Source organism: Pseudomonas sp. FP2196, assembly GCF_030687715.1.
Lineage (GTDB): Bacteria > Pseudomonadota > Gammaproteobacteria > Pseudomonadales > Pseudomonadaceae > Aquipseudomonas.
Window position 1 is genome coordinate 279,632 of the sequence record NZ_CP117445.1, and the last position, 22,095, is coordinate 301,726.

Annotated in this window: 19 protein-coding genes; 10 read left to right on the forward strand and 9 right to left on the reverse strand. The window is 60.1% G+C overall.

Annotated features, from left to right (window positions below; translation table 11 throughout):
* The first annotated feature begins 199 nt into the window (after positions 1-199).
* The 3 genes from PSH79_RS01240 to PSH79_RS01250 all read left to right on the forward strand — a co-directional run bounded on the left by PSH79_RS01240 (position 200) and on the right by PSH79_RS01250 (position 3,983).
* Positions 200-2,128: an ATP-dependent DNA helicase RecQ gene (locus PSH79_RS01240; RefSeq protein WP_305440856.1), complete on the forward strand. Its 1,929-nt coding sequence runs from the start codon at positions 200-202 to the stop codon at positions 2,126-2,128.
* Positions 2,129-2,235: 107 nt separating this feature from the next.
* Positions 2,236-3,459 carry a 3-hydroxyacyl-CoA dehydrogenase gene (locus PSH79_RS01245; protein WP_305440857.1) on the forward strand — a complete coding sequence of 408 codons (1,224 nt, stop codon included), beginning with the start codon at positions 2,236-2,238 and terminating at the stop codon, positions 3,457-3,459.
* Positions 3,460-3,563: 104 nt separating this feature from the next.
* A complete protein-coding gene (locus PSH79_RS01250) occupies positions 3,564-3,983 on the forward strand; it encodes a thioesterase family protein (RefSeq protein WP_305440858.1) in 420 nt (139 codons plus the stop codon).
* 72 nt (positions 3,984-4,055) lie between these two features.
* Here the strand turns inward: PSH79_RS01250 and PSH79_RS01255 are convergent, their stop codons facing one another.
* The 4 genes from PSH79_RS01255 to PSH79_RS01270 form a co-directional block, all read right to left on the reverse strand.
* On the reverse strand, positions 4,056-4,535 hold the full coding sequence (locus tag PSH79_RS01255) for a glycine zipper domain-containing protein (RefSeq protein WP_305440860.1): 480 nt from the start codon (positions 4,533-4,535) through the stop codon (positions 4,056-4,058).
* 345 nt (positions 4,536-4,880) lie between these two features.
* Entirely contained in the window at positions 4,881-7,229 is a 2,349-nt protein-coding gene (locus PSH79_RS01260; protein ID WP_305440861.1) for an FdhF/YdeP family oxidoreductase, read from the reverse strand.
* Entirely contained in the window at positions 7,226-8,065 is an 840-nt protein-coding gene (gene fdhD, locus PSH79_RS01265; protein ID WP_305440862.1) for a formate dehydrogenase accessory sulfurtransferase FdhD, read from the reverse strand. The genes PSH79_RS01260 and fdhD overlap by 4 nt, the downstream gene beginning before the upstream one ends.
* A gap of 92 nt (positions 8,066-8,157) precedes the next feature.
* On the reverse strand, positions 8,158-9,045 hold the full coding sequence (locus tag PSH79_RS01270) for a LysR family transcriptional regulator (protein ID WP_305440863.1): 888 nt from the start codon (positions 9,043-9,045) through the stop codon (positions 8,158-8,160).
* A 139-nt stretch (positions 9,046-9,184) separates the two neighbouring features.
* Here PSH79_RS01270 and lysM point away from each other — a divergent pair, with 139 nt between their 5' ends.
* On the forward strand, positions 9,185-9,625 hold the full coding sequence (gene lysM / locus PSH79_RS01275) for a peptidoglycan-binding protein LysM (RefSeq protein WP_027611221.1): 441 nt from the start codon (positions 9,185-9,187) through the stop codon (positions 9,623-9,625).
* Between the two features lie 93 nt (positions 9,626-9,718).
* Here lysM and yrfG read toward each other — a convergent pair whose 3' ends face one another.
* Positions 9,719-10,381, reverse strand: coding sequence for a GMP/IMP nucleotidase (gene yrfG / locus PSH79_RS01280; protein ID WP_305440864.1), 663 nt, complete (start codon positions 10,379-10,381; stop codon positions 9,719-9,721).
* 88 nt (positions 10,382-10,469) lie between these two features.
* Here yrfG and nudE point away from each other — a divergent pair, with 88 nt between their 5' ends.
* Both nudE and cysQ read left to right on the forward strand, forming a co-directional pair.
* The gene (gene nudE, locus PSH79_RS01285) at positions 10,470-11,039 is read left to right on the forward strand and encodes an ADP compounds hydrolase NudE (protein WP_095190590.1); all 570 of its coding nucleotides are present in this window, start codon (positions 10,470-10,472) and stop codon (positions 11,037-11,039) included.
* Between the two features lie 7 nt (positions 11,040-11,046).
* A complete protein-coding gene (gene cysQ, locus PSH79_RS01290; RefSeq protein WP_305443840.1) occupies positions 11,047-11,874 on the forward strand; it encodes a 3'(2'),5'-bisphosphate nucleotidase CysQ in 828 nt (275 codons plus the stop codon).
* A gap of 85 nt (positions 11,875-11,959) precedes the next feature.
* On the opposite strand, the gene PSH79_RS01295 is transcribed toward cysQ, so the two are convergent.
* The 4 genes from PSH79_RS01295 to rfbC are packed head-to-tail and all read right to left on the reverse strand — an operon-like array spanning position 11,960 to position 16,187.
* Positions 11,960-12,415, reverse strand: coding sequence for a YiiD C-terminal domain-containing protein (locus PSH79_RS01295; RefSeq protein WP_305440865.1), 456 nt, complete (start codon positions 12,413-12,415; stop codon positions 11,960-11,962).
* Complete coding sequence (locus PSH79_RS01300; RefSeq protein ID WP_305440866.1) at positions 12,412-13,794, reverse strand: sigma-54 dependent transcriptional regulator; 1,383 nt, start codon at positions 13,792-13,794, stop codon at positions 12,412-12,414. Before PSH79_RS01300 ends, PSH79_RS01295 begins: the two co-directional genes overlap by 4 nt.
* Positions 13,791-15,599: an ATP-binding protein gene (locus tag PSH79_RS01305; protein ID WP_305440867.1), complete on the reverse strand. Its 1,809-nt coding sequence runs from the start codon at positions 15,597-15,599 to the stop codon at positions 13,791-13,793. Before PSH79_RS01305 ends, PSH79_RS01300 begins: the two co-directional genes overlap by 4 nt.
* Positions 15,600-15,641: 42 nt before the next feature.
* Positions 15,642-16,187, reverse strand: a complete 546-nt coding sequence (gene rfbC / locus PSH79_RS01310) for a dTDP-4-dehydrorhamnose 3,5-epimerase (RefSeq protein ID WP_047299314.1) — start codon at positions 16,185-16,187, stop codon at positions 15,642-15,644.
* A 147-nt stretch (positions 16,188-16,334) separates the two neighbouring features.
* Here rfbC and PSH79_RS01315 point away from each other — a divergent pair, with 147 nt between their 5' ends.
* From PSH79_RS01315 to PSH79_RS01330, 4 genes are all read left to right on the forward strand, one after another.
* Positions 16,335-19,247, forward strand: coding sequence for an aminotransferase (locus PSH79_RS01315; protein WP_305440868.1), 2,913 nt, complete (start codon positions 16,335-16,337; stop codon positions 19,245-19,247).
* Between the two features lie 281 nt (positions 19,248-19,528).
* Complete coding sequence (aguB, locus tag PSH79_RS01320; protein ID WP_305440869.1) at positions 19,529-20,407, forward strand: N-carbamoylputrescine amidase; 879 nt, start codon at positions 19,529-19,531, stop codon at positions 20,405-20,407.
* A 5-nt stretch (positions 20,408-20,412) separates the two neighbouring features.
* Positions 20,413-21,519 (forward strand): agmatine deiminase, encoded by a 1,107-nt coding sequence (aguA, locus tag PSH79_RS01325; protein ID WP_305440870.1) that lies wholly within the window; start codon positions 20,413-20,415, stop codon positions 21,517-21,519.
* 245 nt (positions 21,520-21,764) lie between these two features.
* Positions 21,765-21,977, forward strand: a complete 213-nt coding sequence (locus tag PSH79_RS01330) for a hypothetical protein (protein ID WP_095190039.1) — start codon at positions 21,765-21,767, stop codon at positions 21,975-21,977.
* The last annotated feature ends 118 nt before the right edge of the window (positions 21,978-22,095 follow it).

Below are 22,095 nucleotides of genomic sequence, written 5' to 3' on the forward strand. Positions count from 1 at the left end.
GTGATGCGAAGGTGGAGCAGGCACGCTATCGCGATGTCGGCAAACACCGCGATAAACAAATCGTGGCGTTGGTTTCAGCCCGTCGCCAGGCCTGCGGGGCTGTATCATCTCGTATCGATTTGCCCCCCGACCTTTTCTCGACTCGCTGCGATCGCCCGCTAGGCTGTCGGCATGGCAGCGGTCAAAGGAGTGACAGCGAATGCACAACACCCTGGAACAGGTTTTTGGTTATCCACAGTTTCGCCCCGGACAAGAGGTTGCGATCAGCGCGGTGCTGGCCGGGCGCTCGGCAGCGGCGATTTTCCCTACAGGTTCTGGCAAGTCCCTTTGCTACCAGTTACCGGCGTTGATGCTGCCGAGTCTGACGCTGGTGGTCTCGCCTTTGCTGGCGTTGATGCAGGATCAACTGGCGTTTCTGCAACGCCACGGTATTGCGGCGGGCAGCATCGATTCGGCACAGACCCGCGATGACGCCAATGACGTGATGGCCCGCGCCCGTTCGGGCGAATTGAAGATTCTGATGATCTCTGTGGAGCGCCTGAAGAACGAGCGCTTCCGTAACTTTTTGCAGCAGGTGCCGATCTCGCTGCTGGTGGTGGATGAGGCGCACTGCATCTCGGAGTGGGGGCATAACTTTCGCCCCGACTACCTCAAGCTGCCGGACTACCAAAAGCAGTTCAACATCCCGCAAACCCTCCTGTTGACGGCTACGGCAACGCCAAAAGTCATCGCTGACATGCAGGCCAAATTTGCCATTGCCGCCGAGGATGTCGTGACGACCGGTTTCTATCGGCCCAATCTCAATCTGCTGGTGGAACCGGTGCGCGGGCAGGACAAGCGGCGGCGTCTGGTGGAGTGGATGGCCGAGCGTCCGGGCCAGCCAAGCATCGTCTATGTGACCTTGCAGAAAACCGCCGAACACATCGCCGAACACCTTGAGCGCAATGGTATTCAGGCCGAGGCTTATCACGCCGGGTTGCCCCACGATAAACGCGAGGCCATCCAGAAACGCTTCATGACCGGTCAGTCCAATTGCATCGTCGCGACCATCGCTTTCGGCATGGGCATCGACAAGAGCGACATACGCAATGTGGTGCATTTCGACCTGCCCAAATCCATCGAAAACTACAGTCAGGAAATCGGCCGCGCCGGGCGTGACAGGCAGCCGTCGGACTGCCTGGTACTGGCCAACCGTGACAGTCTCAACGTGCTGGAAAACTTCGTGTACGGCGACACCCCGGAGCGCAACGGCATTCACTATGTGCTCGATGAACTGAAGGCCTCGGCGCCGGAGGGGCAGTGGGAGTTCCTGCTCGGCCCGCTGGCGGATCAAAGCAACATCCGCGCGTTGCCGCTGAAGACCTTGCTGGTGCAATTGGAACTGCGTGGCTTGATCGCCCCACGCTACGCGTATTACGCCGAATACCGCTTCAAATACCTGCTGGAGCCTGAAGCGCTGCTTGAGCGTTTCGAGGGCGAACGCCGGGAGTTTGTTGCGGCGATCATCCAGACGTCGACCCGCGCGAGGACCTGGGCCACCGTAAATTTCGAGGCGATGTATACGCAGTATTCGGCTGAGCGTAATCGGGTGGTGAAGGCGCTGGATTATTTCCAGGAAAAGGGCTGGGTCGAGCTTGAGAGCAAGCAGATGACCGAGGTCTACAGCCTGCTGCAAAGCGATTTTGACAGCGATGTTTTAAGCGGTGAATTACACGATTACTTCACCCGACATGAGCAGACGGAAGTCGCGCGGATTCACGCGATGCTCGATGTATTCGCCACTGAGCGCTGTTTGGGATATCGGCTGGCGGAGTACTTTGGCGATCACGATGCACCTGAGCGCTGCGGGCATTGTTCGGTGTGTCATGGGCATGTCGCTCGACTGCCAGCGCCACCGGAGTTGCCAGCGCTTGTGGATAAAAATTTTGCCGCGCTGTGCAGTGACTTTATCCACAGGCATGAGCAGCACACGGGCGATGCACCGACGTCGGAACGGCTGACGCGGTTTTTGTGCGGGATCAGTGTGCCGCTGTTTACCAAGCTCAAGGCGCGAGCGATTTCCGGTTATGCAGCGTTGGAGGAGTATCCGTATGCCGAAGTGCGGGGTTGGGTTCAAGCACATCTCTGAGGCTGCATCCATCCGCTGAATGTCGATCATCACGGTAATAAACTTCAAAAACCGTCGCTGGCTGACTATGGTGATACCAGTCTTTGGATCGCCAACAAGAGAACAACATGAGCCAGACATTCGATATTCAGCAGGCGGCGGTGATCGGTGCGGGCACCATGGGGCGTGGCATTGTCATGTGCCTGGCCAATGCCGGTGTGACGGTGCAATGGGTGGATAACAATCCACAGATGCTGGAGCAGGCGCTCGCGACCGTTGCCGATACTTATGCCCATAACGTGCGTCAGGGCCGGATCGATCAGGCCGAGGCTGATGCGCGTCTCGCGCGGGTCAGCGCGGCGGCCGATTACGCGGCGATCCGCAATGTCGATCTGGTGATCGAGGCGGTCTACGAAAACCTTGAGCTCAAGCAGAAGATCTTTCGCGAACTGGATGGCTTGCTCAAGCCTGAGGCTCTATTGGCGAGTAATACGTCGGCGCTGGATATCGATGCGATTGCTGCCGCAACCAAACGACCTGAGCAAGTGCTGGGCCTGCATTTCTTCAGCCCGGCGCACATCATGAAACTGCTGGAAATCGTTCGCGGCGCGCAGACTTCGCCGGCTGCACTGGAAGCTGCGTTGGCGCTGGGCAAGCGCATGGGCAAGGTCAGTGTGGTGTCCGGCAACTGTCACGGTTTTATCGGCAACCGCATGCTCCATCCGTATGTACTGGAGGCGCGCAAGATGCTGCTTGAAGGCGCTTATCCACAGCAGGTTGATGCGGCGTTGCAGGGCTTCGGTTTTGCCATGGGGCCGTTCCGTATGTACGACGTGGTCGGTATCGATCTGGAGTGGCGTGCGCGTGAGCTGTCCGGCAAAGGCCAGGACGCGCCGGAGGTTCAGGTGGATAACCGCTTGTGCGAGATGGGGCGGTTTGGGCAGAAGTCCGGCAATGGTTACTACCACTACGAGCCGGGCAGTCGTCAGGCTGAGCATGACCCAGAGGTCGATGCGTTGATATTGCAGGTCAGCGAAGGGTTGGGTTTTCAACGACGTGAGATTGGCCCGGAAGAGATTCTGGAGCGCTGTCTGCTGGCGCTGGTCAACGAAGGCGCGAAAATTCTGCAGGAAGGCATTGCCGCGTCGGCCCATGACATCGATCTGGTGTATCTGAACGGCTATGGCTTCCCGGCGGACAAGGGCGGGCCGATGGCCTGGGCGGATCAGCAGGGGCTGGCGGATATTCATCAGCGCTTGTTGGCGCTGGAGACGCGGCAGGGTGATCAGTGGAAACCGGCGCGGTTGATTGGTGAGTTGGCGGCGCAGGGGAAGGGGTTTGCTGACCGTTGAATGATGTGGCGCCAGTACCAGCGCCTTCGCGGGCAACCCCGCTCCCACAGGTATAGTGGTCGTTCTCACGGTCAGCGTGAGAACGATCAATAAGAGAACTGCGCATGAACCAACGCACCGACTATTCCCACTTCCAGCCAATCACCACGCGCTGGCACGACAACGACGCCTACGGTCACGTCAACAACGTCACCTATTACAGCTTCTTCGACACGGCCGTGAACACCTACCTGATTCAGGTTGGCGGTCTGGACATCCATGACGGTGAGGTGGTGGGTTTTGTGGTCAGTTCGGCGTGCGATTACTTCGCTTCGATCGCGTTCCCGGATCTGATCGAGATCGGTTTGCGGGTCGGCAAGTTGGGCAACAGTTCGGTGCAATACGAACTGGCGGTATTCAAGGTCGGGGAAAGTGAGGCGTGTGCCGCTGGGCGTTTCGTCCATGTTTTTGTCGATCGGGCGAGCAATCAACCGGTGCCGATTCCTGCCGGGTTGCGCGGGGCGCTGGAAAGATTGGTGGTGTGAAGCAGGCAAAAAAAATCGCAGCCCGAGGGCTGCGATTTTTGCTTTACCGGCTAACGAGGTGCTTCAGGCGCCTCAGTCGCGGTAATACTTGTGATGCTTGCGGTGACCATAGGCGTGGCCGCGTCCTGGGTGACGGTCGCGATAGTAGCGACGGTCATCGTGACGGCGATCATAGCGACGATCATCGTCATCGCTTTTGTTGCCCATGTAGTTACCCAGCGCGCCACCGGCGCCGCCACCTGCTGCGGAGCCGATCAGGCTGCCGGTGGTGCCGCCCATGCTGCGGCCAACCACGTTACCGCCGGCTGCGCCCAACGCGCCGCCGATGGCAGCTTCGCCACGGCTGCGTTTGTCTGCGCCTACCGCACTACCACCCGCGCCGCCCAGGGCTGCGCCGATGGTGGAACCTGTATTGCCGCCTAAAGACTGACCGACGACCGAGCCAAGAACCCCGCCCAATGCGCCGCCCACACCTGCTTCGGCGGTGCCACCTGCGGAAGCAAAACCACTGACCAGGCCAAGGGACAACAAGAGAATCGAGGAGAACTTCATAGATGAGCCTCAAAGGGATGACGGCGCGATCCTGAGGCTCTGTAACAAGCGTGACAATCGAAATCCGACGAATAACACGACTTGTATACAAAAACGTAAGTTACTGTTTTAAGGGCGGAACTTAACCGATTTTCGCCGGTCTTTAGCTACTTCGGACAGGCCGCTTTTGTGAAAAAGCGGCCTTTTTTGTGGGCGTTCGAAAAGTGTTGAGTGCGGAGAAATTCGGTGAGTCGACTATCGCTTTCGCGAGCAGGCTCACTCCTGCAGTGATCGCATTCCGACAGGTAGAACACGATCATCTGTGAGAGTGAACCTGCTCGCGATAGCAATTGAATTGACGCCGCCTCAAGCAGACTTGGCCATGATCAACCCGGTCTCGCTCGCCGCTTCCAACCGAATCGCAATGAACTTGGATGTCGGCGTATGGCTACCATCCCCAGTGCTTTCCAGCGGAACCAGCGGGTTCACTTCCGGGTAATAAGCAGCAGCTTGTCCAGCCGGAATATCAAACGCCAACAACGTGAAGCCCTTCACCCGACGCTCGCGACCGTCGTCCCAGATCGAAACGATGTCAGCCTTCTGCCCCGGCCGAAAGCCCAGGCGAATAATGTCGGCTTCGTTGACGAACAACACATCACGCTGACCTTTCACCCCGCGATAACGGTCGTCGAGACCGTAAATCGTGGTGTTGTACTGATCGTGGGAGCGCATCGATTGCAGGATCAGATCCGGCAGTTGCCCGGTGGCGCGAGTGCGCTCGTGAACCAGATCTTTCGGCAACATATTTGCGCGGAAATTGGCACGGCCCGACGGAGTGTTCCATTTGCGCGCGCCGGCACTGTTGCCGAGGTAGAAGCCGCCCGGGTTCTTGATCTTCTCGTTGAACTCCTTGAAGTTCGGAATAGTGTCGGCGATAAGCTCGCGGATACGCCCGTAATCAGCCACCAGCCAGTTCCAGTCCACCGGTTTGCTGCCCAGGGTCGCGGCGGCGATGCCGGCGATGATCGATGGCTCCGAACGCATCTGGTTCGACAGCGGCTGCAACTGACCGTTGGAGGCGTGGACCATGCTGAACGAGTCTTCCACGGTGACCGCTTGCGGGCCTTCAGTCTGGATGTCGATGTCTGTACGGCCGAGGCACGGCAGGATCAACGCGTCTTTACCGTGAGCCAGATGGCTGCGGTTGAGCTTGGTGCTGATCTGCACAGTCAGGTCGCAATTGCTCAACGCCTCGAAGGTGCGCGGGCTGTCCGGCGTGGCTTGGGCGAAGTTGCCGCCCAGACCGATAAAGACTTTGGCGCGACCTTCGGCCATGGCATGGATCGCCTCGACCACGTTGTGGCCGTTGTGGCGCGGCACTTTGAACTGGAAGCGTCGCTCAAGCGAGTCGAGGAAGGCCACTGGCGGACGTTCATTGATGCCCATCGTGCGGTCGCCCTGCACGTTACTGTGCCCGCGCACCGGGCACAGGCCGGCGCCCGGCTTGCCGATATTGCCGCGCAGCAGCATCAGGTTGGCGATTTCCTGAATGGTCGGCACCGAATGGCGATGCTGGGTGATGCCCATGGCCCAGCACATGATCACGTTCTTGCCTTTGGCGTACATGCGCGCCGCTTGCTCGATTTCCACCAGGGTCAGGCCAGATTGCTCGACGATCTGCTCCCATGACGTGTCGTCGACAACGCCGAGGTAATCCAGCACGTTGGCGCTGTGGGCGTTGAGGAAGTCGTGGTCGAACACCGCCGGGGCGCCAGCCTTCTGCGCATCGCGTTCCCATTGCAGCAGGAACTTGGCCATCCCGCGCAGCACTGCCATGTCGCCGCCCAGTGCCGGGCGGAAATACGCGGTGTTGGTCGGCTTGTCGCCGTTGGTGAGCATTTCGATCGGGTGCTGCGGGTGCTGGAAGCGTTCCAGACCGCGCTCTTTCAGCGGGTTGATGCACACCACTTGAGCGCCGCGTTTCACTGCTTCGCGCAGCGGTTCGAGCATCCGTGGGTGGTTGGTGCCAGGGTTCTGGCCCCAGACGAAAATCGCATCGGCGTGTTCGAAATCATCGAACGTCACGGTGCCTTTGCCGACGCCGACACTTTGCGCCAACGCCACACCGCTGGCCTCGTGGCACATGTTCGAGCAGTCAGGAAAGTTGTTGGTGCCGTAAGCGCGCACGAACAGCTGATACAGATACGCCGCTTCGTTGCTGGCGCGCCCCGAGGTGTAGAACTCGGCCTGATCCGGGCTCGACAGGCCTTGCAGGTGTTTGCCGATCAGTGCGTAGGCGTCGTCCCAGGCGATCGGTTTGTAGCGGTCGGTCTGGGCGTCGTAGACCATCGGCTCGGTCAGGCGGCCCTGATACTCAAGCCAGTAATCGCTCTGCTCCAGCAACGAGGTCACGCTGTGTTTGGCGAAGAATTTGGCATCGACGCGACGTTTGGTCGCTTCCCAGTTCACCGCTTTGGCGCCGTTCTCGCAGAACTTGACCATGCCGCTTTCCGGCGAATCGCCCCACGCGCAACCCGGGCAGTCGAACCCGCCGTTCTGGTTGGTCTTGAGCATCATGCGCAGGTTTTTCAGCGCGTTGTCGCTGGTCAACCAGGCCTGGGCCACACTGATCAGGGCACCCCAGCCGCCGGCTGCACCTTTGTAAGGCTTGTAGCGCGGGACAGGTTTCTGGTCGGCTTGATGATGTTGGCTCACGCTTGATTCTCCATCGCGGGGCTGTACACCCGCGGCGCACTTTTCTGCGGCAGGTGGATGAGATTGAGGTTGTGTCGACGGGCCCATTGAACGGCAAGGCCTGTGGGGGCGGACAGGCTGACCAAAGTCTGGATGCCAGCGCGCAAAACTTTCTGGATCAATTCGAGGCTGCAACGGCTGGTGACAATTGCCAGTCCGCCTTCTGTGGATATCTTCTGGCGGATCAGCCCGCCGATCAGTTTGTCGAGGGCGTTGTGCCGGCCGATGTCTTCGCGCCCGAGCAGCAGTTCACCGCTGGCGCTCATGAACACCGCCGCGTGCACCGCACCGCAGTGCTGGCCAAGCGGCTGGAACGCGCCGATGCGCTGGCGCAAACCGTCGAGCCATGCACTCGGCGGCAACGGCGCGCCGGGCAACACCTTGAGGTCGGGCAGCGCTTGTTCCACCGCTTCGACGCCGCACAATCCGCATCCGCTGGTGCCGGCCAGTTGTCGGCGCTGTTGCTTGAGGTTCCAGAAGGCACGATTGGCGATGGTCACTTGCGCGTATTGCGCCGAGCCTGCGCCAGTCAGTTGCAGGTCATAGATGTCGCTGGCGTCTTCGATGATGCCGCTGCCGAGGCTGAAGCCGACGATGAAGTCTTCAAGGTCGGTCGGCGTTACCAGCATGACCGCCTGACTGATGCCGTTGTAGGCAATCGCCAGCGCGACTTCCTCGGCCAGCGCGGTGCTGGCCGATTCCTCGAGGGGCAAATCGCTGTAACTGTACGTCTGGCTGGCGGCGGGCGCGGGCGTTTCGACTGCAGGCGCCGCGCAGGTTGGGCGCTTGGCGTTCATGGCATCACCGACGGTTTGATCAACGCTAAGACTAGGCGCGGCAAGATGTCGCGTCTAATCGCTAGTGTCGATCTACCGATAGATGATGTCGATCAAGAGTCGGCTGGTGATTTCTGATACAGCGCGAAACAGGCTTCGGCGAGCGCTGAACGCGGGGCGCCGCGACGCATGATCAGCCCCAGTGGCGCGAGGGTTTGAGCGTTTTCGATCGGTTGCAGCCGCAGGTGATCGGTAAGCTTTTCGAGGCCTCCGTCGAGCGGCATGATCGCGCAGCAAAAGCCGTTGTGTACTGCTTGTAACAATTGATGCACAGCGTCGGTTTGCAGCAACGGCTGCGGCGTCAGGTTACGGCTGTGGAAGTTGTGGTCGATGGACTGGCGAAAATGCATGCCGCTGGTGAGCATGCCCAGTGGCAATTCGATCAGCGATTCCCAGCTCAACGGCGCCTCGCCGAAGGTGAATGAGCGCTGGTCGTAGAGCAGGCCCATGCGGGTTTCGCTTAAGGCGAGAGCTTCGAAGCGTTCGTTGTCCAGACGATCCAGATAAGACACGCCAATGTCGATGCGGTTGTTCGCCAGATGCTCAAGGATTTGCTCGGAACTCAGCGCCGACAGTTCGAAACGCAGGTCCGGGTGCGCGGCATGCAGGCGTTGCATCAGCGGCAACGGATCGAAACTCGACAGCGGCACCACGCCCAGACGCAGCGTACCGATCAGGTTGCCGCGACACGCCGCCGCTTCCGCCTGCAAACCGTCATAAGCCGCCAGCACCGTGCGTGCCCACGCCAGCACCCGTTCGCCCGGCGCGGTGAAGCCTTCAAAACGCTGACCACGGTTGACCAGCGGCAGGTCGAGCTCTTCTTCAAGGCTGCGCAAGCGCATCGACAGGGTCGGTTGGGTGATATGGCAGCGCGCGGCGGCCTGGCCGAAGTGGCGGGTTTCGTCGAGGGCGATGAGGAATTTCAGCTGCTTGATGTCCATCTTCGCTCCGAAGGGTGGCGGCGGGGGTGGGTGATTCTACCGCTTGGGGGGCGGCAGGGTCATTGGTCGGCTTGGAACCGGGTTTGTCTGGGGTGGTCTAGGCTTGGACGTCTGGAACCCAAATCAAGGAGTGTGCGTTATGAGTCTTTTGAGCTTTGTGAAAGAAGCCGGTGAAAAACTGATCGATCTGCTGACCCCGGGCAACGCCAATGCCAGCGAGCAGTTGAAGGAACACATCAGCAAGGTTGGCTTGGGCAATCCGAACGTTCAGGCGACCGTGGACGGCGACAAGGTCACGGTTACCGGTGAGGTGGCGAGCCAGGAGGAGAAAGAGAAAATTCTGCTGGCGGTGGGCAACATTGAAGGTGTGGGCAGCGTTGATGATCAGATCACGGTGACCGGGCCGGTGGTGGCCGCGGCACGGTTTGTCGTGGTGAAAAAAGGCGACACCCTCAGCGCAATTTCTCTGGCTGTGTATGGCAACGCCAACCAGTACAACAAGATCTTTGAGGCCAACAAACCGATGCTCAAGGATGTGAACAAAATCTACCCAGGGCAGACACTGCGTATTCCTGAGTAATTGCGGATAACGCTTTCGCGAGCAGGCTCGCTCCCACATTGGATTGCGTTTCAATGTGGGAGCGAGCCTGCTCGCGAATAGGGCGACTCGGTATCAGAGGCCTGTGATCAAATCCCGGTAATCCTCGACCGCTGCAAACTCCGCAGTATCTTTCGGCCCTTTGCGGCTGTCCGGTTCTTTGACCGCCAACAAGTGCGCCACACCGAAATTCCGCGCGCTGCGCAGGATCGGCAAGGTGTCGTCGATAAACAGACTGCGCGCGGGATCGAAGCCGATATCCGCCTGCAGGGCATCCCAGAACTGTGGATTCTCCTTGGGGTAACCGTAATCGTGCGAGCTGATCAACCGTTCGAAATAGGGTGCCAGTTCAATCCGCTCCAGCTTCAACGACAGCGAATCACGGTGCGCGTTGGTGATCATGATCACCCGTTTGCCGGCCTGTTTTATCGCCTCCAGAAAGGTATCGGCATCCGGACGCAGGGCGATCAGGTGTGCGGTTTCCTGTTTCAGCTCGCGCACCGACAGCTTCAGTTCGGCACTCCAGAAATCCAGGCAATACCACTGCAACTGGCCGGCGTGGCGCTCGAACAACGGCTGCAATTCCATCTCGGCCATGGCCCGGCTGACCCCGTGGAGATCGGCGTAGCGTTGGGGCAGGTGCTCCAGCCAGAAATGGTTGTCGAAGTGCAGATCCAGCAACGTGCCGTCCATGTCCAGCAGAACGGTATCGATGTCGGACCACGGTAATGAAGGCATGGCAACGTCTCGAACGGTAGAAAGATATCCGACGTAAACAATCGGGAAAGCCGCGTTATAGTAGCGCGTCCACGCCAAGGAGCTTTGCATGCGCCAGAAACCCACTGTACTTGCCCGCGAGATCGTCGCCACCAGTCGCCTGTTTTGCGTCGAAGAACTGAAGCTGCGTTTTTCCAACGGTGTGGAGCGCACTTACGAACGGTTGGTCGGCAAGGGTGCGGGATACGGCGCGGTGATGATCGTGGCGATGCTCGATGCCGAGCACGCGGTGCTGGTCGAGGAATACTGCGGCGGCACTGACGAATACGAGTTGTCCTTGCCTAAAGGTTTGATCGAGCCGGGCGAAGATGTATTGGCGGCGGCCGAGCGTGAACTCAAGGAAGAGGCGGGTTTCGGCGCACGGCAACTGGAACATCTGACCGAGTTGTCGCTGTCGCCCGGTTACATGAGCCAGAAGATTCAGGTGGTGCTGGCCACCGATCTTTACGAGGAACGTCTGGAGGGCGATGAGCCCGAGCCGATGCGGGTCGACAAGGTCAACTTGCGTGAGTTGTCGGCGCTGGCGCTGAATCCGCAGTTTTCCGAAGGGCGCGCCTTGGCGGCGCTTTATTTGACCCGCGACCTGCTGAGTCAGCGCGGTGTTTTCAGTTATGAGTGAGCGTTTGATGAATTTCCCGCACCCGTTGATGGCACCGGTGATTGAGCTGGCCTTGCTGGCCGGCGAGGCGATTTTGCCATTCTGGCGCGCCGGGGTTGAGGTGACTGCCAAGTCCGATGATTCGCCGGTGACCGCTGCCGATCTGGCCGCGCACCACCTGATCGTGGCCGGGTTGATTGCGCTGGATTCGAGCATTCCGGTGCTGTCCGAAGAGGACGCCAATATCCCGCAAAGCGTGCGCGCCGGCTGGCAGCGCTGGTGGCTGGTGGATCCGCTGGACGGCACCAAGGAGTTCATCAGTGGCAGTGAGGAGTTCACCGTCAACATCGCCCTGATCGAAAACGGCCGAGTGGTTTTTGGTGTGGTGTCGATGCCGACCAACGGTCGTTATTACGTGGGTGGTGCCGGGCTCGGTGCCTGGCGCTGTGACAAGGATGGTACGCCGGTTGCGATTCAGGTGCGTGATGTGCCTGCGCCAGGTGAAGCGTTCACCGTGGTTGCAAGCCGTCGGCATTCAAGTCCTGAGCAGGAGCGTTTGCTGGCCGGGTTGAGTGCGAGTCTTGGTGAGCTGCAATTGGCCAATATCGGCAGTTCGTTGAAGTTCTGCCTGCTGGCTGAAGGTGCGGCGGATTGCTATCCGCGACTGGCGCCAACGTCGCAGTGGGACACGGCTGCGGCGCAAGGTGTGCTGGAAGGGGCGGGCGGTGAAGTGTTGGATCTGCGCGGTGACGCGTTCTGTTATCCGGCGCGGGAATCGCTGCTGAATGAATTCTTTTTGGCGTTGCCGGCGAAGGCGGCTTGGCGGGCGAGGTTGTTGGAGTTGGCCCGAGGTTAAGATCAAAAGATCGCAGCCTGCGGCAGCTCCTACACAGGATTTCGCATTTCCCTATAGGAGCTGCCGAAGGCTGCGATCTTTTGCTTTAGCGGTGCAACACGTACTGCCCGCTAAACGTTACGGCATCCTCGTCACTGCCCGCATTGACGATCCGCGTATTCAACGTCAACCGCGCCCGTCCATATCGCTGATACATCGCCAGAAACTTCTTCCACACCGCCGCCTCCGGCGCCGGGCAAATGGCTGTCGCATCCCCCGTCACTGGCAGGGGATAACTGATCTGCCCTTCCTGAATCACGATGTGTCCGTCGGTAATCCCTTCTTCCTTCAAGCGCAAATGCAACCAGCCCCAACCCGCCAGCACCGCGCCGCAATAGAGGCTGCCGCCGAACATGGTGCTTTTGTGATTGACGTTGGGCTCTAAAGGCAAATGCAGACTCAACTGCCGTGCCTGCCAGTCGAGTACCTTGAGGCCCATTTCCCGGGTCAGAGGGATGTCGTGATGCAGCACCGATTCCAGATAGTGAGTGTCCGGGTTCATTCGTTCTCCTCCCCATGGCTGCTGTCGCCGAAGTTGAGGCCGTGTTTGCGCAGTTTGTCGTGCAGGGTCTTGCGCGGTATGCCCAGCGCTTCGGCGAGACTGCGTACCGAGCCGTGGGAGCGCGACAGTTCCGCGGCGATCAGCGACTTCTCGAAGTTTTCCACTTGCTCGCTGAGGCCGCCAGCGATGACTTCAACGGTCGCGCCACCACCTTCGGTGCCGGTGTTATCGAGCGCCAGTTCCAGGCCAAGGGCGAAACGTTCTGCCGCGTTCTGCAACTCGCGCACGTTGCCAGGCCAAGTGTGGCGTAGCAGCAGGGCACGTTGTGCCGGTTGCAGTTCGTGCGGCGGCAAGCCGTGGCGGGCGCTGGCTTCATCGGCGTAATGCTGGAACAGCACCAGCGCATCTTCGCCACGTTCGCGCAGCGGGGGAATGCGTAATGGCGCGACGTTGAGACGGTAATACAAGTCGGCACGGAAGCGGCCCTGATCAGCAGCCTGGCGCAGGTCTTCCTTGGTCGCGGCGATCACGCGGATATCCAGCGGAATCAGCTGATTGCCGCCCAAACGTTCAACGACGCGCTCCTGCAGCATGCGCAGCAACTTCACCTGCACATCCATGCTCATGCTTTCGATTTCATCGAGGAACAACGTGCCGCCATTGGCGAATTCGAACTTGCCGATCCGACGTTTTTGCGCGCCAGTGAACGCGCCCGGCTCATGACCGAACAGTTCACTTTCCACGACTGATTCAGCCAGCGCCCCGGCATTGATCGCCACGAATGGGCCGTTGCGGCGGCTCGAAAGATCATGCAGCGCCCGGGCGACGACTTCTTTGCCAGCCCCGGTTTCGCCGAGGATCAGCACATCAGCCCTGGTCGCCGCCAGCGCGCCAATCTGCTCGCGCAGGCGCAGCATCGGTGTCGAGTGACCGACCAGACGCGCGCTCAGTTCATTGCGATCGCTAAGGGCCAGACGCAGACTGCGGTTGTCCAGCACCAGGCGGCGCACGGCCAGGGCGCGGCGCACGCTGTCGAGCAGGGCATCGCTGGCGAACGGTTTTTCGAGGAAGTCATAAGCCCCGGCACGCATCGCCTGCACGGCCAGCGGCACATCGCCGTGGCCGGTGATCAGCAGCACTGGCAGCTCGGGATCCTGGGCGTGCAACTCGCTCAGCAATTCGAGACCGTCCATGCCCGGCATGCGGATATCGCTGACCACCACACCCGGCCAGTCACGCTCCAGTTGTCCGGCCAGCCCTTTGGCTTCAGACAGCGGGAGGATTTTCAGCCCGGCCAGATCCAGTGTCTGGCCGAGGGCCTGACGCAGGTGCGGATCGTCGTCGATCAACACCACCTGAATGCGATTGTCGATGGTCATGCACTTCGATCCTCGGACGGTTGCAGGCTGACCCCGGGCGCGCCGGCGCGCAGCCGCAGGGTGATCAAGGCGCCACCTTGTTTGTGGTTGGCGAACGACAGTTCACCACCGAAGGCGCGCATCAGGGTTTCACAGATCGCCAAACCCAGACCAAGACCTTGAGTACGGGTCTTGGTGGTGTAGAAGGGCTCGCTGGCGCGACCGAGGGCTTCCATACAGAACCCCGGGCCGTTGTCGCGAATGTACAGATTGACGCCTTCGGCAGTGGATTCGGCACTCAGCCACAATTTGCGCGGCGGGCCCTTTTCGGTGAGGGCGTCGAGGGCGTTGGCCAGCAGATTGCCGAGTACCTGACGCAGGCGGGTTTCCCCGGCTTCGACCCACAGCGCGGCGGCGGGCAGGTCGCGAATCAGCTCGACTTCCATGCTGCGCCGACGCTTGGCCAGCAAGGCCAGGGCATCGTCCAGCGCCGGTTGCAGGGCGACGCTTTCCGGGGCATGGCGATCGCGGCGGGCGAACGCACGCAGGTGGGCGATGATCGAGGCCATGCGCCCTGTCAGTTCGCTGATCAGTTTGAGGTTGCCGCGCGCGTCGTCGGTACGTTGGTGATCGAGCAGCACTTCGGCGTTCTCCGCGTAGCTGCGGATGGCCGCGAGCGGCTGATTGAGTTCGTGGCTGATGCTTGCCGACATGGTTCCCAACGCTGACAACTTGCCAGCCTGTACCAGATCATCCTGAGCACGAACCAGTTCTTGTTGTGCCTGTTCGCGCTCCAGCACTTCCTGTTTCAAGCGGCGGTTGAGGCCTTCGAGATCGCTGGTGCGTTCGGCGACGCGGCCTTCCAGTTCACGACGGGCCTTGGCCTCGAACGCGATGCGTTCCAGATAGTGGCGACGACGCTGCATCATCAGGCCGAGCAACAGCATCACCACCAACAGCGTGGCGCCGCCGATGGCCACGACCGTACGCACCGGGCGGTCGATCAGCGTGCGTGGGGCGAGGATGCTGACACTCCAGCCGGTCTCGGCAATGTCGTGGGTTTGCGTCAGCCAGGCATCGGGGCTGAGGTTCAGCGGACGTGGTTCGCGGGTTGGATAGGGCTGGATTGCGGTGATCGCTGCGCGCTCGGTATCGCTCAAGACGCGGGTCGAGCGGAAGCGCCATTCAGGACGCGAGGTGAGGATGACCACACCGTTATGGTCGGTCACCAGCAGTTGTTCCGGGGTTTTGCCCCAGAGACTTTCGGTGTGGTCGAGGTCGACTTTGATCACCAGCACGCCAGTGATCTTTTCACCATTACGCACCGCAGCGGCGAAGAAGTAGCCGCGCTTGGCCGACGTTGTTCCAAGACCGAAAAAGCGCCCGAGACGCCCGGCCATGGCTTCGCTGAAATACGGGCGGAAGGAGAAATTGCGGCCAACGAAGCTATCGTGTTTGTCCCAGTTCGACGCCGCGAGTGTTTTCCCGGTGGTGTCCATCAGATACATGACTTCGGCGCCTGTCTGTGCGGCGATGTTTTTCAGCAGACGGTTGGCATTGCCTTGGGTAACACCATCGTCTGGCGCTCCAAGCACGGTGCGCAGGGCCGGCAGGTCGCCGAGGATCTGCGGCAACACTTCATAGCGGTGCAGTGTGCCCAGCAGGTTGGCGACGTAGAGGTCGAGGGTCTGGCGATTCTGCCCGGCCAGTTCGCTGCGGTAATAGCGCTCGGCCAGATGCTCCAACGGCCACAGTAAAGGCGCCAGACACAGGGCCAGGAGGGCAAGGCTGCGCCAGCGAGGTCTGCGGGGAAGGGATGGTTTCATAAGCCGGATGCGCCTGAGGGAACAGGCGCATTATGCCCGGCCTCAGGAAAAGACGTCAGCGTCCTTGAGCAACGCTGCAGCTTGATCCTTCGCCGAGAGTTTCGGCGCTTCGTCCAACTGCCAGTCGATACCCAGAGCAGGGTCGTCCCAGCGAATGCTGCGCTCGGACGATGGGTCGTAGTAGTTGGTGGTCTTGTAGAGGAACTCAGCGAATTCGCTCAGCACTACGAAGCCATGGGCGAAACCTTCCGGTACCCACAGCTGACGATGGTTTTCAGCCGACAGGCGCACCGCCACCGACTTGCCGAAGTGCGGCGAGCTGCGACGAATGTCCACGGCCACATCTAGCACTTCACCGACAGTGACGCGCACCAGTTTGCCCTGGGTGTTTTCCAGTTGGTAATGCAGGCCACGCAGCACACCTTTTTGCGAGCGCGAATGGTTGTCCTGAACGAATTGGGTATCCAGGCCGGTCGCGTCCTGGAACGCCTTGGCGTTGAAACTCTCGTAGAAGAAACCGCGCTCGTCACCGAACACCTTGGGTTCGATGATCAGAACACCGGGCAAATCGGTGGTGATTACATTCATGAGGATTTCCATAGGCAGGTGTCAATGGTCGACATTCTTGCGCAAAGTGCCGGCGGATGCGAGCGCTCGAATAAACACGATCAGGGGTTGCGCATCCTCCGAAGCAGTGGCGATATAAGCGCCTAATAAAATTTCAGGGGTCGTTTCATGCCGCTCGCCACGTTGATTCATCGCGCCAGTTTGCCCAGCCCGCAGGTTTCAGAGGCGCAGGCCCTGCAATGGCTCGCCGAACACTACGGCCTCGGTGGCACGTTGCAGGCCCTCGGCAGTCAGCAGGATCTCAACTATCGCGTAGACAGTGAGCGCGGGCGGTTTGTGCTGAAAATCTGCCGTGGCGATTACGCCCTTGTCGAGTTGCAGGCCCAGCATGCCGGCCTCAAGTATCTGGCCGAACACTGCGCAGTAAATGTGCCGCGGGTGATTGCCGCCAATAACGGTCAGGACCTGCTGACGCTGCAAGTCGATGGCGAGCCGGTACACGTGCGACTGCTGGATTACATCGAAGGTCAGCCGCTCACCCATCTTGATCACTTGGGCCATGAGGTGGTGGCCGGGTTTGGCCGGCTCTGCGGTGAGATGGACCTGGCGCTGGCCGGGTTCGACCACCCGGGCCTTGAGCGCACATTGCAATGGGACGCGCGCCATGCCAGCGCCTTGATCAGTCATTTGCTGCCAGTGATCAAGGACGACCAGCAACGCGCATTGATCGCCGACGCCGCCGAGCAGGCCGAGCGCCATCTGCAACCACTGGTGGACAAATTGCCGGTGCAGGCGATCCACATGGACATCACCGACGACAACGCCGTCTGGCAGCGCGACGCACAGCGCCATTGGCAGTTGCAGGGGGTGATCGATTTCGGCGACCTGATCCGCACCTGGCGCATTACCGATCTGTCGGTGACTTGCGCCGCGTTACTGCATCACGCCGGCGGTGATCCGTTTGTGATTCTGCCGGCGGTTCAGGCTTATCACGCGGTCAATCCTCTGCAATCCGAGGAACTGCAAGCGCTATGGCCGCTGATCGTCGCCCGGGCGGCGGTGCTGGTGCTCAGTGGCGAGCAGCAGGTCAGCATTGATCCCGCCAATACCTACAGCCGCGACAACCTCACCCACGAGTGGGAAATCTTCCGCGTCGCGACATCGGTGCCGCTGGCGCTGATGGAGGCGGCGATTCTTAGTTCGGTCGGTCAGACCTTGCCTGTGATCAACGGCGAAGGATTTGCGCCATTGCTGCCGAGTCTGGTCGGGCGTGAATTTGCGCTGATCGATCTCGGCGTGTTGAGCGCGCATTTCGAGGCGGGCAACTGGGAGCAGGAGGGCATCGACCAGCGGTTGTTGAATGAAGCGGCTGCTGCCCATGGGTTGGCGGCGAGTCGTTATGGCCAATACCGTTTGTCGCGCACTCGGCCAGACAGCGCCGATGAACCGGACACCTTCCCGCTGCACGTCGAATTACGCGTGCCTAATAGCACGCCGGTGGAATCGCCGTTTGCCGGTGTGGTTCATCAGTGCGCAGAGGGTGCACTGCAACTCGATGGCCCCCAGCTCAGCGTGCGTTTGTGGGGCGTGACGCCATCGCTGCACAGTGGCGCGGCGCTGGTCAAAGGTCAGGTGCTGGGTTCGGTCAGCGGGCCGTTGATCGTGCAACTGAGCCGGGGTGCGCAATTGGCTGCGCCGCTGTTCTGCGCGCCGTCCCGTGCGGCTGCGTGGCAGGCACTCTGTCCGTCGCCGGCAGCTTTATTGGGATTGGCCTGTGATGCCGAGCCGGAGCTGGACGCGAAAACCCTGCTGGAACGCCGCGACGCCAGTTTTGCCCGCACGCAAAAACACTATTACGTGGATCCGCCGCGCATCGAGCGCGGCTGGCGCAATCACTTGATCGACATGCTGGGCCGTTCCTACCTCGACATGCTCAACAATGTGGCGGTGCTCGGTCATGGCCATCCACGCATGGCGGCGGTTGCTGCCCGGCAGTGGTCGCTGCTCAACACCAACTCACGGTTTAACTATGCGGCGGTGGCCGAGTTCTCCGAGCGATTGCTGAAGCTGGCGCCGGAAGGCATGGATCGGGTGTTTCTGGTCAACAGCGGCAGCGAGGCCAATGACTTGGCGATTCGCCTGGCGTGGGCCTACAGCGGTGGCCGCGACATGGTCAGCGTGCTGGAGGCCTATCATGGCTGGACGATCGGCGCCGACGCGGTGTCGACCTCGATCGCCGACAACCCGAAAGCCCTTGAAAGCCGTCCGGACTGGGTGCATCCGGTGATCGCGCCGAACATTTATCGTGGCAAATTCCGTGGCCTCGATTCGGCGCCGGATTACGTGCGCAGCGTCGAACACCATCTGGCGAAAATCGCTGAGCACAAGCGTCAACTGGCCGGATTTATCTGCGAGCCGGTGTATGGCAATGCCGGTGGCATCTCATTGCCGCCGGGTTATCTGCAGCAGGTGTACGCGTTGGTCCGCGCGCAGGGTGGCGTGTGTATCGCCGATGAAGTGCAGGTCGGTTACGGGCGCATGGGCCATTTCTTCTGGGGCTTCGAAGAGCAGGGCGTGGTGCCGGACATCATCTGCATGGCCAAGGGCATGGGCAACGGTCAGCCGCTGGGCGCGGTCATCACTCGGCGGGAAATTGCCGAGGCGCTGGAGGCCGAGGGCTATTTCTTCTCGTCGGCGGGCGGCAGTCCGGTGAGCTGCCAGATCGGCATGGCGGTGCTCGACGTGATGGAAGAAGAAAAGCTCTGGGAGAACGCGCAGGTGGTCGGCGGCCACTTCAAGGCACGACTCGAAGCGTTGATCGATAAACATCCGCTGGTGGGCGCGGTGCACGGTTCCGGTTTCTATCTCGGTGTGGAACTGATCCGCAACCGCGACACACTGGAACCGGCGACAGAAGAGACCACATTGCTGTGTGATCGCCTGCGCGAGCTGGGGATCTTCATGCAACCGACCGGCGATGACCTGAACATTCTGAAGATCAAACCGCCGATGGTGACGTCGCAGCGCAGTGTGGATTTCTTTGTCGACATGCTCGACCAGGTTCTGACCGAGGGCCTGTAACGCTGATCCCGTGTAGGAGCTGCCGAAGGCTGAGATCTTTTGATTCTGCTTTTCAAAATCAAGATCAAAAGATCGCAGCCTTCGGCAACTCCTACAGAAGCAGATTTATATCGGCAAATTATGTTTATTTTTAGATGGGTGGTTCATTATTAGCTTCTAAAGCCGATATTTATCGGCTATAAAGTCGCCATTGCTCCGGCATGGCGATTTTTGTCCGGTGCGCGCGTTTTTTCTCTTCGGTCGAATCCTCGACCGTCAAAGCACTTGCCCGGAGATGATTCATGAGCCGTATCGTTACCGTCGCCGCCACGCAGATGGCCTGTTCGTGGGATCTGGAAGCCAACCTCGAAACCGCCGAAAGACTGGTGCGCGAAGCCGCCGCCAAAGGCGCGCAGATCATCCTTATCCAGGAGCTGTTCGAAGCGCCGTACTTCTGCCAGAAGCCCAACCCGGACTATCTGCAACTGGCCACTACGGTGGAAGAAAACGTCGCGATCAAACATTTCCAGAAAATCGCCCGAGAGCTGCAAGTGGTGCTGCCAATCAGCTTCTACGAGCTGGCCGGTCGTGCGCGTTTCAACAGCATCGCGATCATCGATGCCGACGGCAGCAACCTCGGGATTTATCGTAAAAGCCACATCCCGGATGGCCCGGGTTACCACGAAAAGTATTACTTCAATCCGGGCGATACCGGCTTCAAGGTCTGGAATACCCGTTACGCAAAAATCGGCGTGGGCATCTGCTGGGATCAGTGGTTCCCGGAAGCGGCGCGGGCGATGGCGCTACAAGGTGCGGAAATCCTGTTCTACCCGACCGCCATCGGCAGCGAGCCGCACGACAAGAGCATTTCGTCGCGCGATCACTGGCAGCGCGTGCAGCAGGGCCATGCCGGCGCCAACCTGATGCCGCTGATCGCCAGTAACCGTATTGGCAACGAAGAGCAGGACGGCTACGACATCACGTTCTACGGCTCATCGTTTATCGCCAACCAATTCGGCGAAAAAGTGCAGGAGCTGAATAAAACCGAAGAAGGTATTCTTGTGCACACTTTCAACCTCGACGAGCTCGAACATATTCGCAGCGCGTGGGGTTCATTCCGCGACCGCCGACCAAATCTGTACGGCGCGTTGAAAACCCTCGACGGTTCCCTGGAGTCCTGATCCCGATGACCACATTGAAAAGCACCCCGCGCGCCGACGGCTTCCACATGCCGGCCGAGTGGGCACCACAAACACAGACCTGGATGATCTGGCCTGAGCGCCCGGACAACTGGCGTCTGGGCGGCAAACCGGCGCAAGCCGCACACGCGGCAGTGGCCAAGGCCATCGCCCGTTTTGAACCGGTGACCGTTGCGGTGTCCGCCGGCCAATACGAAAACGCTCGCGCCCGTCTCGACGTGCCGAATATCCGCGTGGTCGAGATGTCCAGCGATGACGCCTGGGTGCGCGACAGCGGTCCGACCTTCGTTATCAATAACAATGGCGAAGTGCGCGGTGTGAACTGGGACTTCAATGCCTGGGGCGGTTTCGACGGCGGCTTGTACTCGCCTTGGAACCGCGATTCGCAGGTCGGTGGCAAGATCCTCGAGATCGAGCGCAGCCCGCGTTACCGCACTGAAGGTTTTGTGCTCGAGGGCGGTTCGATTCACGTCGACGGCGAAGGCACGCTGATCACCACTGAAGAATGCCTGCTCAACCGCAATCGCAACCCGCATCTGGGGCGCGAAGAAATCGAAGCAGTGCTGAGCGACAATCTGGCTGTGGATAAAATCATCTGGCTGCCGGACGGTTTGTTCAACGACGAAACCGATGGCCATGTGGATAACTTCTGCTGCTACGTGCGTCCGGGCGAAGTACTGCTGGCGTGGACTGACGATCCGCAGGATCCGAACTACCCGCGCTGCCAGGCGGCAATGAAGGTGCTGGAAAGCAGCACGGACGCCAAGGGCCGCCCATTCACGGTGCACAAGATGCCGATTCCGGGGCCTCTGTTCGCCACCGAAGAAGAGTGCGCCGGGGTCGATCCGGTTGACGGTACGCAAGAGCGTAATCCGAGCGTGCGTCTGGCCGGTTCCTACGTGAACTTCCTGATCGTCAACGGCGGCATCATCGCGCCGAGCTTCGACGATCCGATGGACGCCCCGGCGCGGGAAATCCTGCAGAACCTGTTTCCGCAACACGAAGTGGTGATGGTGCCGGGCCGTGAACTGTTACTGGGTGGCGGCAATATTCACTGCCTTACCCAGCAGCAACCCGCGCCGCACAAAGAGTGAGTTGAGTCGTAACAGCCTGAGTTGATTCATAAATCAGCCGGGTGACGATTAGCGCGCGATGTACCTGAGGAAGCCCGCAGCCCGGTTGGACTGCGGGCTTCTTTGTATCCGCTTGTCGACAAATCGGAAACCTTGGCATAGCTCTTGTATCGCAGAACGGGCACTAGGGAGGGGGGAGAACTTCAACAGTTCTGTCATAAACCTTGGATAACGTAGCCGCTCATGACCGGGGAGAGAGCGCTGAAATGAACGCCGAAGTGAACGTAGTCAGCGAGCGAACGTTGCATCCCATGGCCGTAAACGGCGAATCGCTCCAGATTGTCGCGCACTTTTTGAAGTCCAATGGAACGCGTCAGATCAGGGAAGCTGATCCGCGCCGGATGATGATCGAGCGTTACCCCGCTGGGCTGTTCAGCGAGGCCGAACTGGAAGCGTTGTGGGCTGTGATGCAAGGATAAGAAAAACAACAGGGATTGGTAAAAGCGCTGCCGGGATGGCGGCGCTTTTTTATGCACGATACAAAAATCATTGTAGGAGTGAGCCTGCTCGCGATGACTGGTTAACATTCAACAGATT

Bases quoted from the DNA above. Each gene is read 5' to 3' on its own strand.
- cysQ (WP_305443840.1), top strand. From the start codon at position 11,047: ATGAATTTCCCGCACCCGTTGATGGCACCGGTGATTGAGCTGGCCTTG.
- PSH79_RS01300 (WP_305440866.1), bottom strand. From the start codon at position 13,794: ATGACCATCGACAATCGCATTCAGGTGGTGTTGATCGACGACGATCCG.
- PSH79_RS01255 (WP_305440860.1), bottom strand. From the start codon at position 4,535: ATGAAGTTCTCCTCGATTCTCTTGTTGTCCCTTGGCCTGGTCAGTGGT.
- PSH79_RS01240 (WP_305440856.1), top strand. From the start codon at position 200: ATGCACAACACCCTGGAACAGGTTTTTGGTTATCCACAGTTTCGCCCC.
- yrfG (WP_305440864.1), bottom strand. From the start codon at position 10,381: ATGCCTTCATTACCGTGGTCCGACATCGATACCGTTCTGCTGGACATG.
- PSH79_RS01250 (WP_305440858.1), top strand. From the start codon at position 3,564: ATGAACCAACGCACCGACTATTCCCACTTCCAGCCAATCACCACGCGC.
- PSH79_RS01270 (WP_305440863.1), bottom strand. From the start codon at position 9,045: ATGGACATCAAGCAGCTGAAATTCCTCATCGCCCTCGACGAAACCCGC.
- lysM (WP_027611221.1), top strand. From the start codon at position 9,185: ATGAGTCTTTTGAGCTTTGTGAAAGAAGCCGGTGAAAAACTGATCGAT.
- rfbC (WP_047299314.1), bottom strand. From the start codon at position 16,187: ATGAATGTAATCACCACCGATTTGCCCGGTGTTCTGATCATCGAACCC.
- PSH79_RS01295 (WP_305440865.1), bottom strand. From the start codon at position 12,415: ATGAACCCGGACACTCACTATCTGGAATCGGTGCTGCATCACGACATC.
- aguA (WP_305440870.1), top strand. From the start codon at position 20,413: ATGACCACATTGAAAAGCACCCCGCGCGCCGACGGCTTCCACATGCCG.
- aguB (WP_305440869.1), top strand. From the start codon at position 19,529: ATGAGCCGTATCGTTACCGTCGCCGCCACGCAGATGGCCTGTTCGTGG.
- PSH79_RS01330 (WP_095190039.1), top strand. From the start codon at position 21,765: ATGAACGCCGAAGTGAACGTAGTCAGCGAGCGAACGTTGCATCCCATG.
- PSH79_RS01245 (WP_305440857.1), top strand. From the start codon at position 2,236: ATGAGCCAGACATTCGATATTCAGCAGGCGGCGGTGATCGGTGCGGGC.
- fdhD (WP_305440862.1), bottom strand. From the start codon at position 8,065: ATGAACGCCAAGCGCCCAACCTGCGCGGCGCCTGCAGTCGAAACGCCC.
- PSH79_RS01305 (WP_305440867.1), bottom strand. From the start codon at position 15,599: ATGAAACCATCCCTTCCCCGCAGACCTCGCTGGCGCAGCCTTGCCCTC.
- nudE (WP_095190590.1), top strand. From the start codon at position 10,470: ATGCGCCAGAAACCCACTGTACTTGCCCGCGAGATCGTCGCCACCAGT.
- PSH79_RS01315 (WP_305440868.1), top strand. From the start codon at position 16,335: ATGCCGCTCGCCACGTTGATTCATCGCGCCAGTTTGCCCAGCCCGCAG.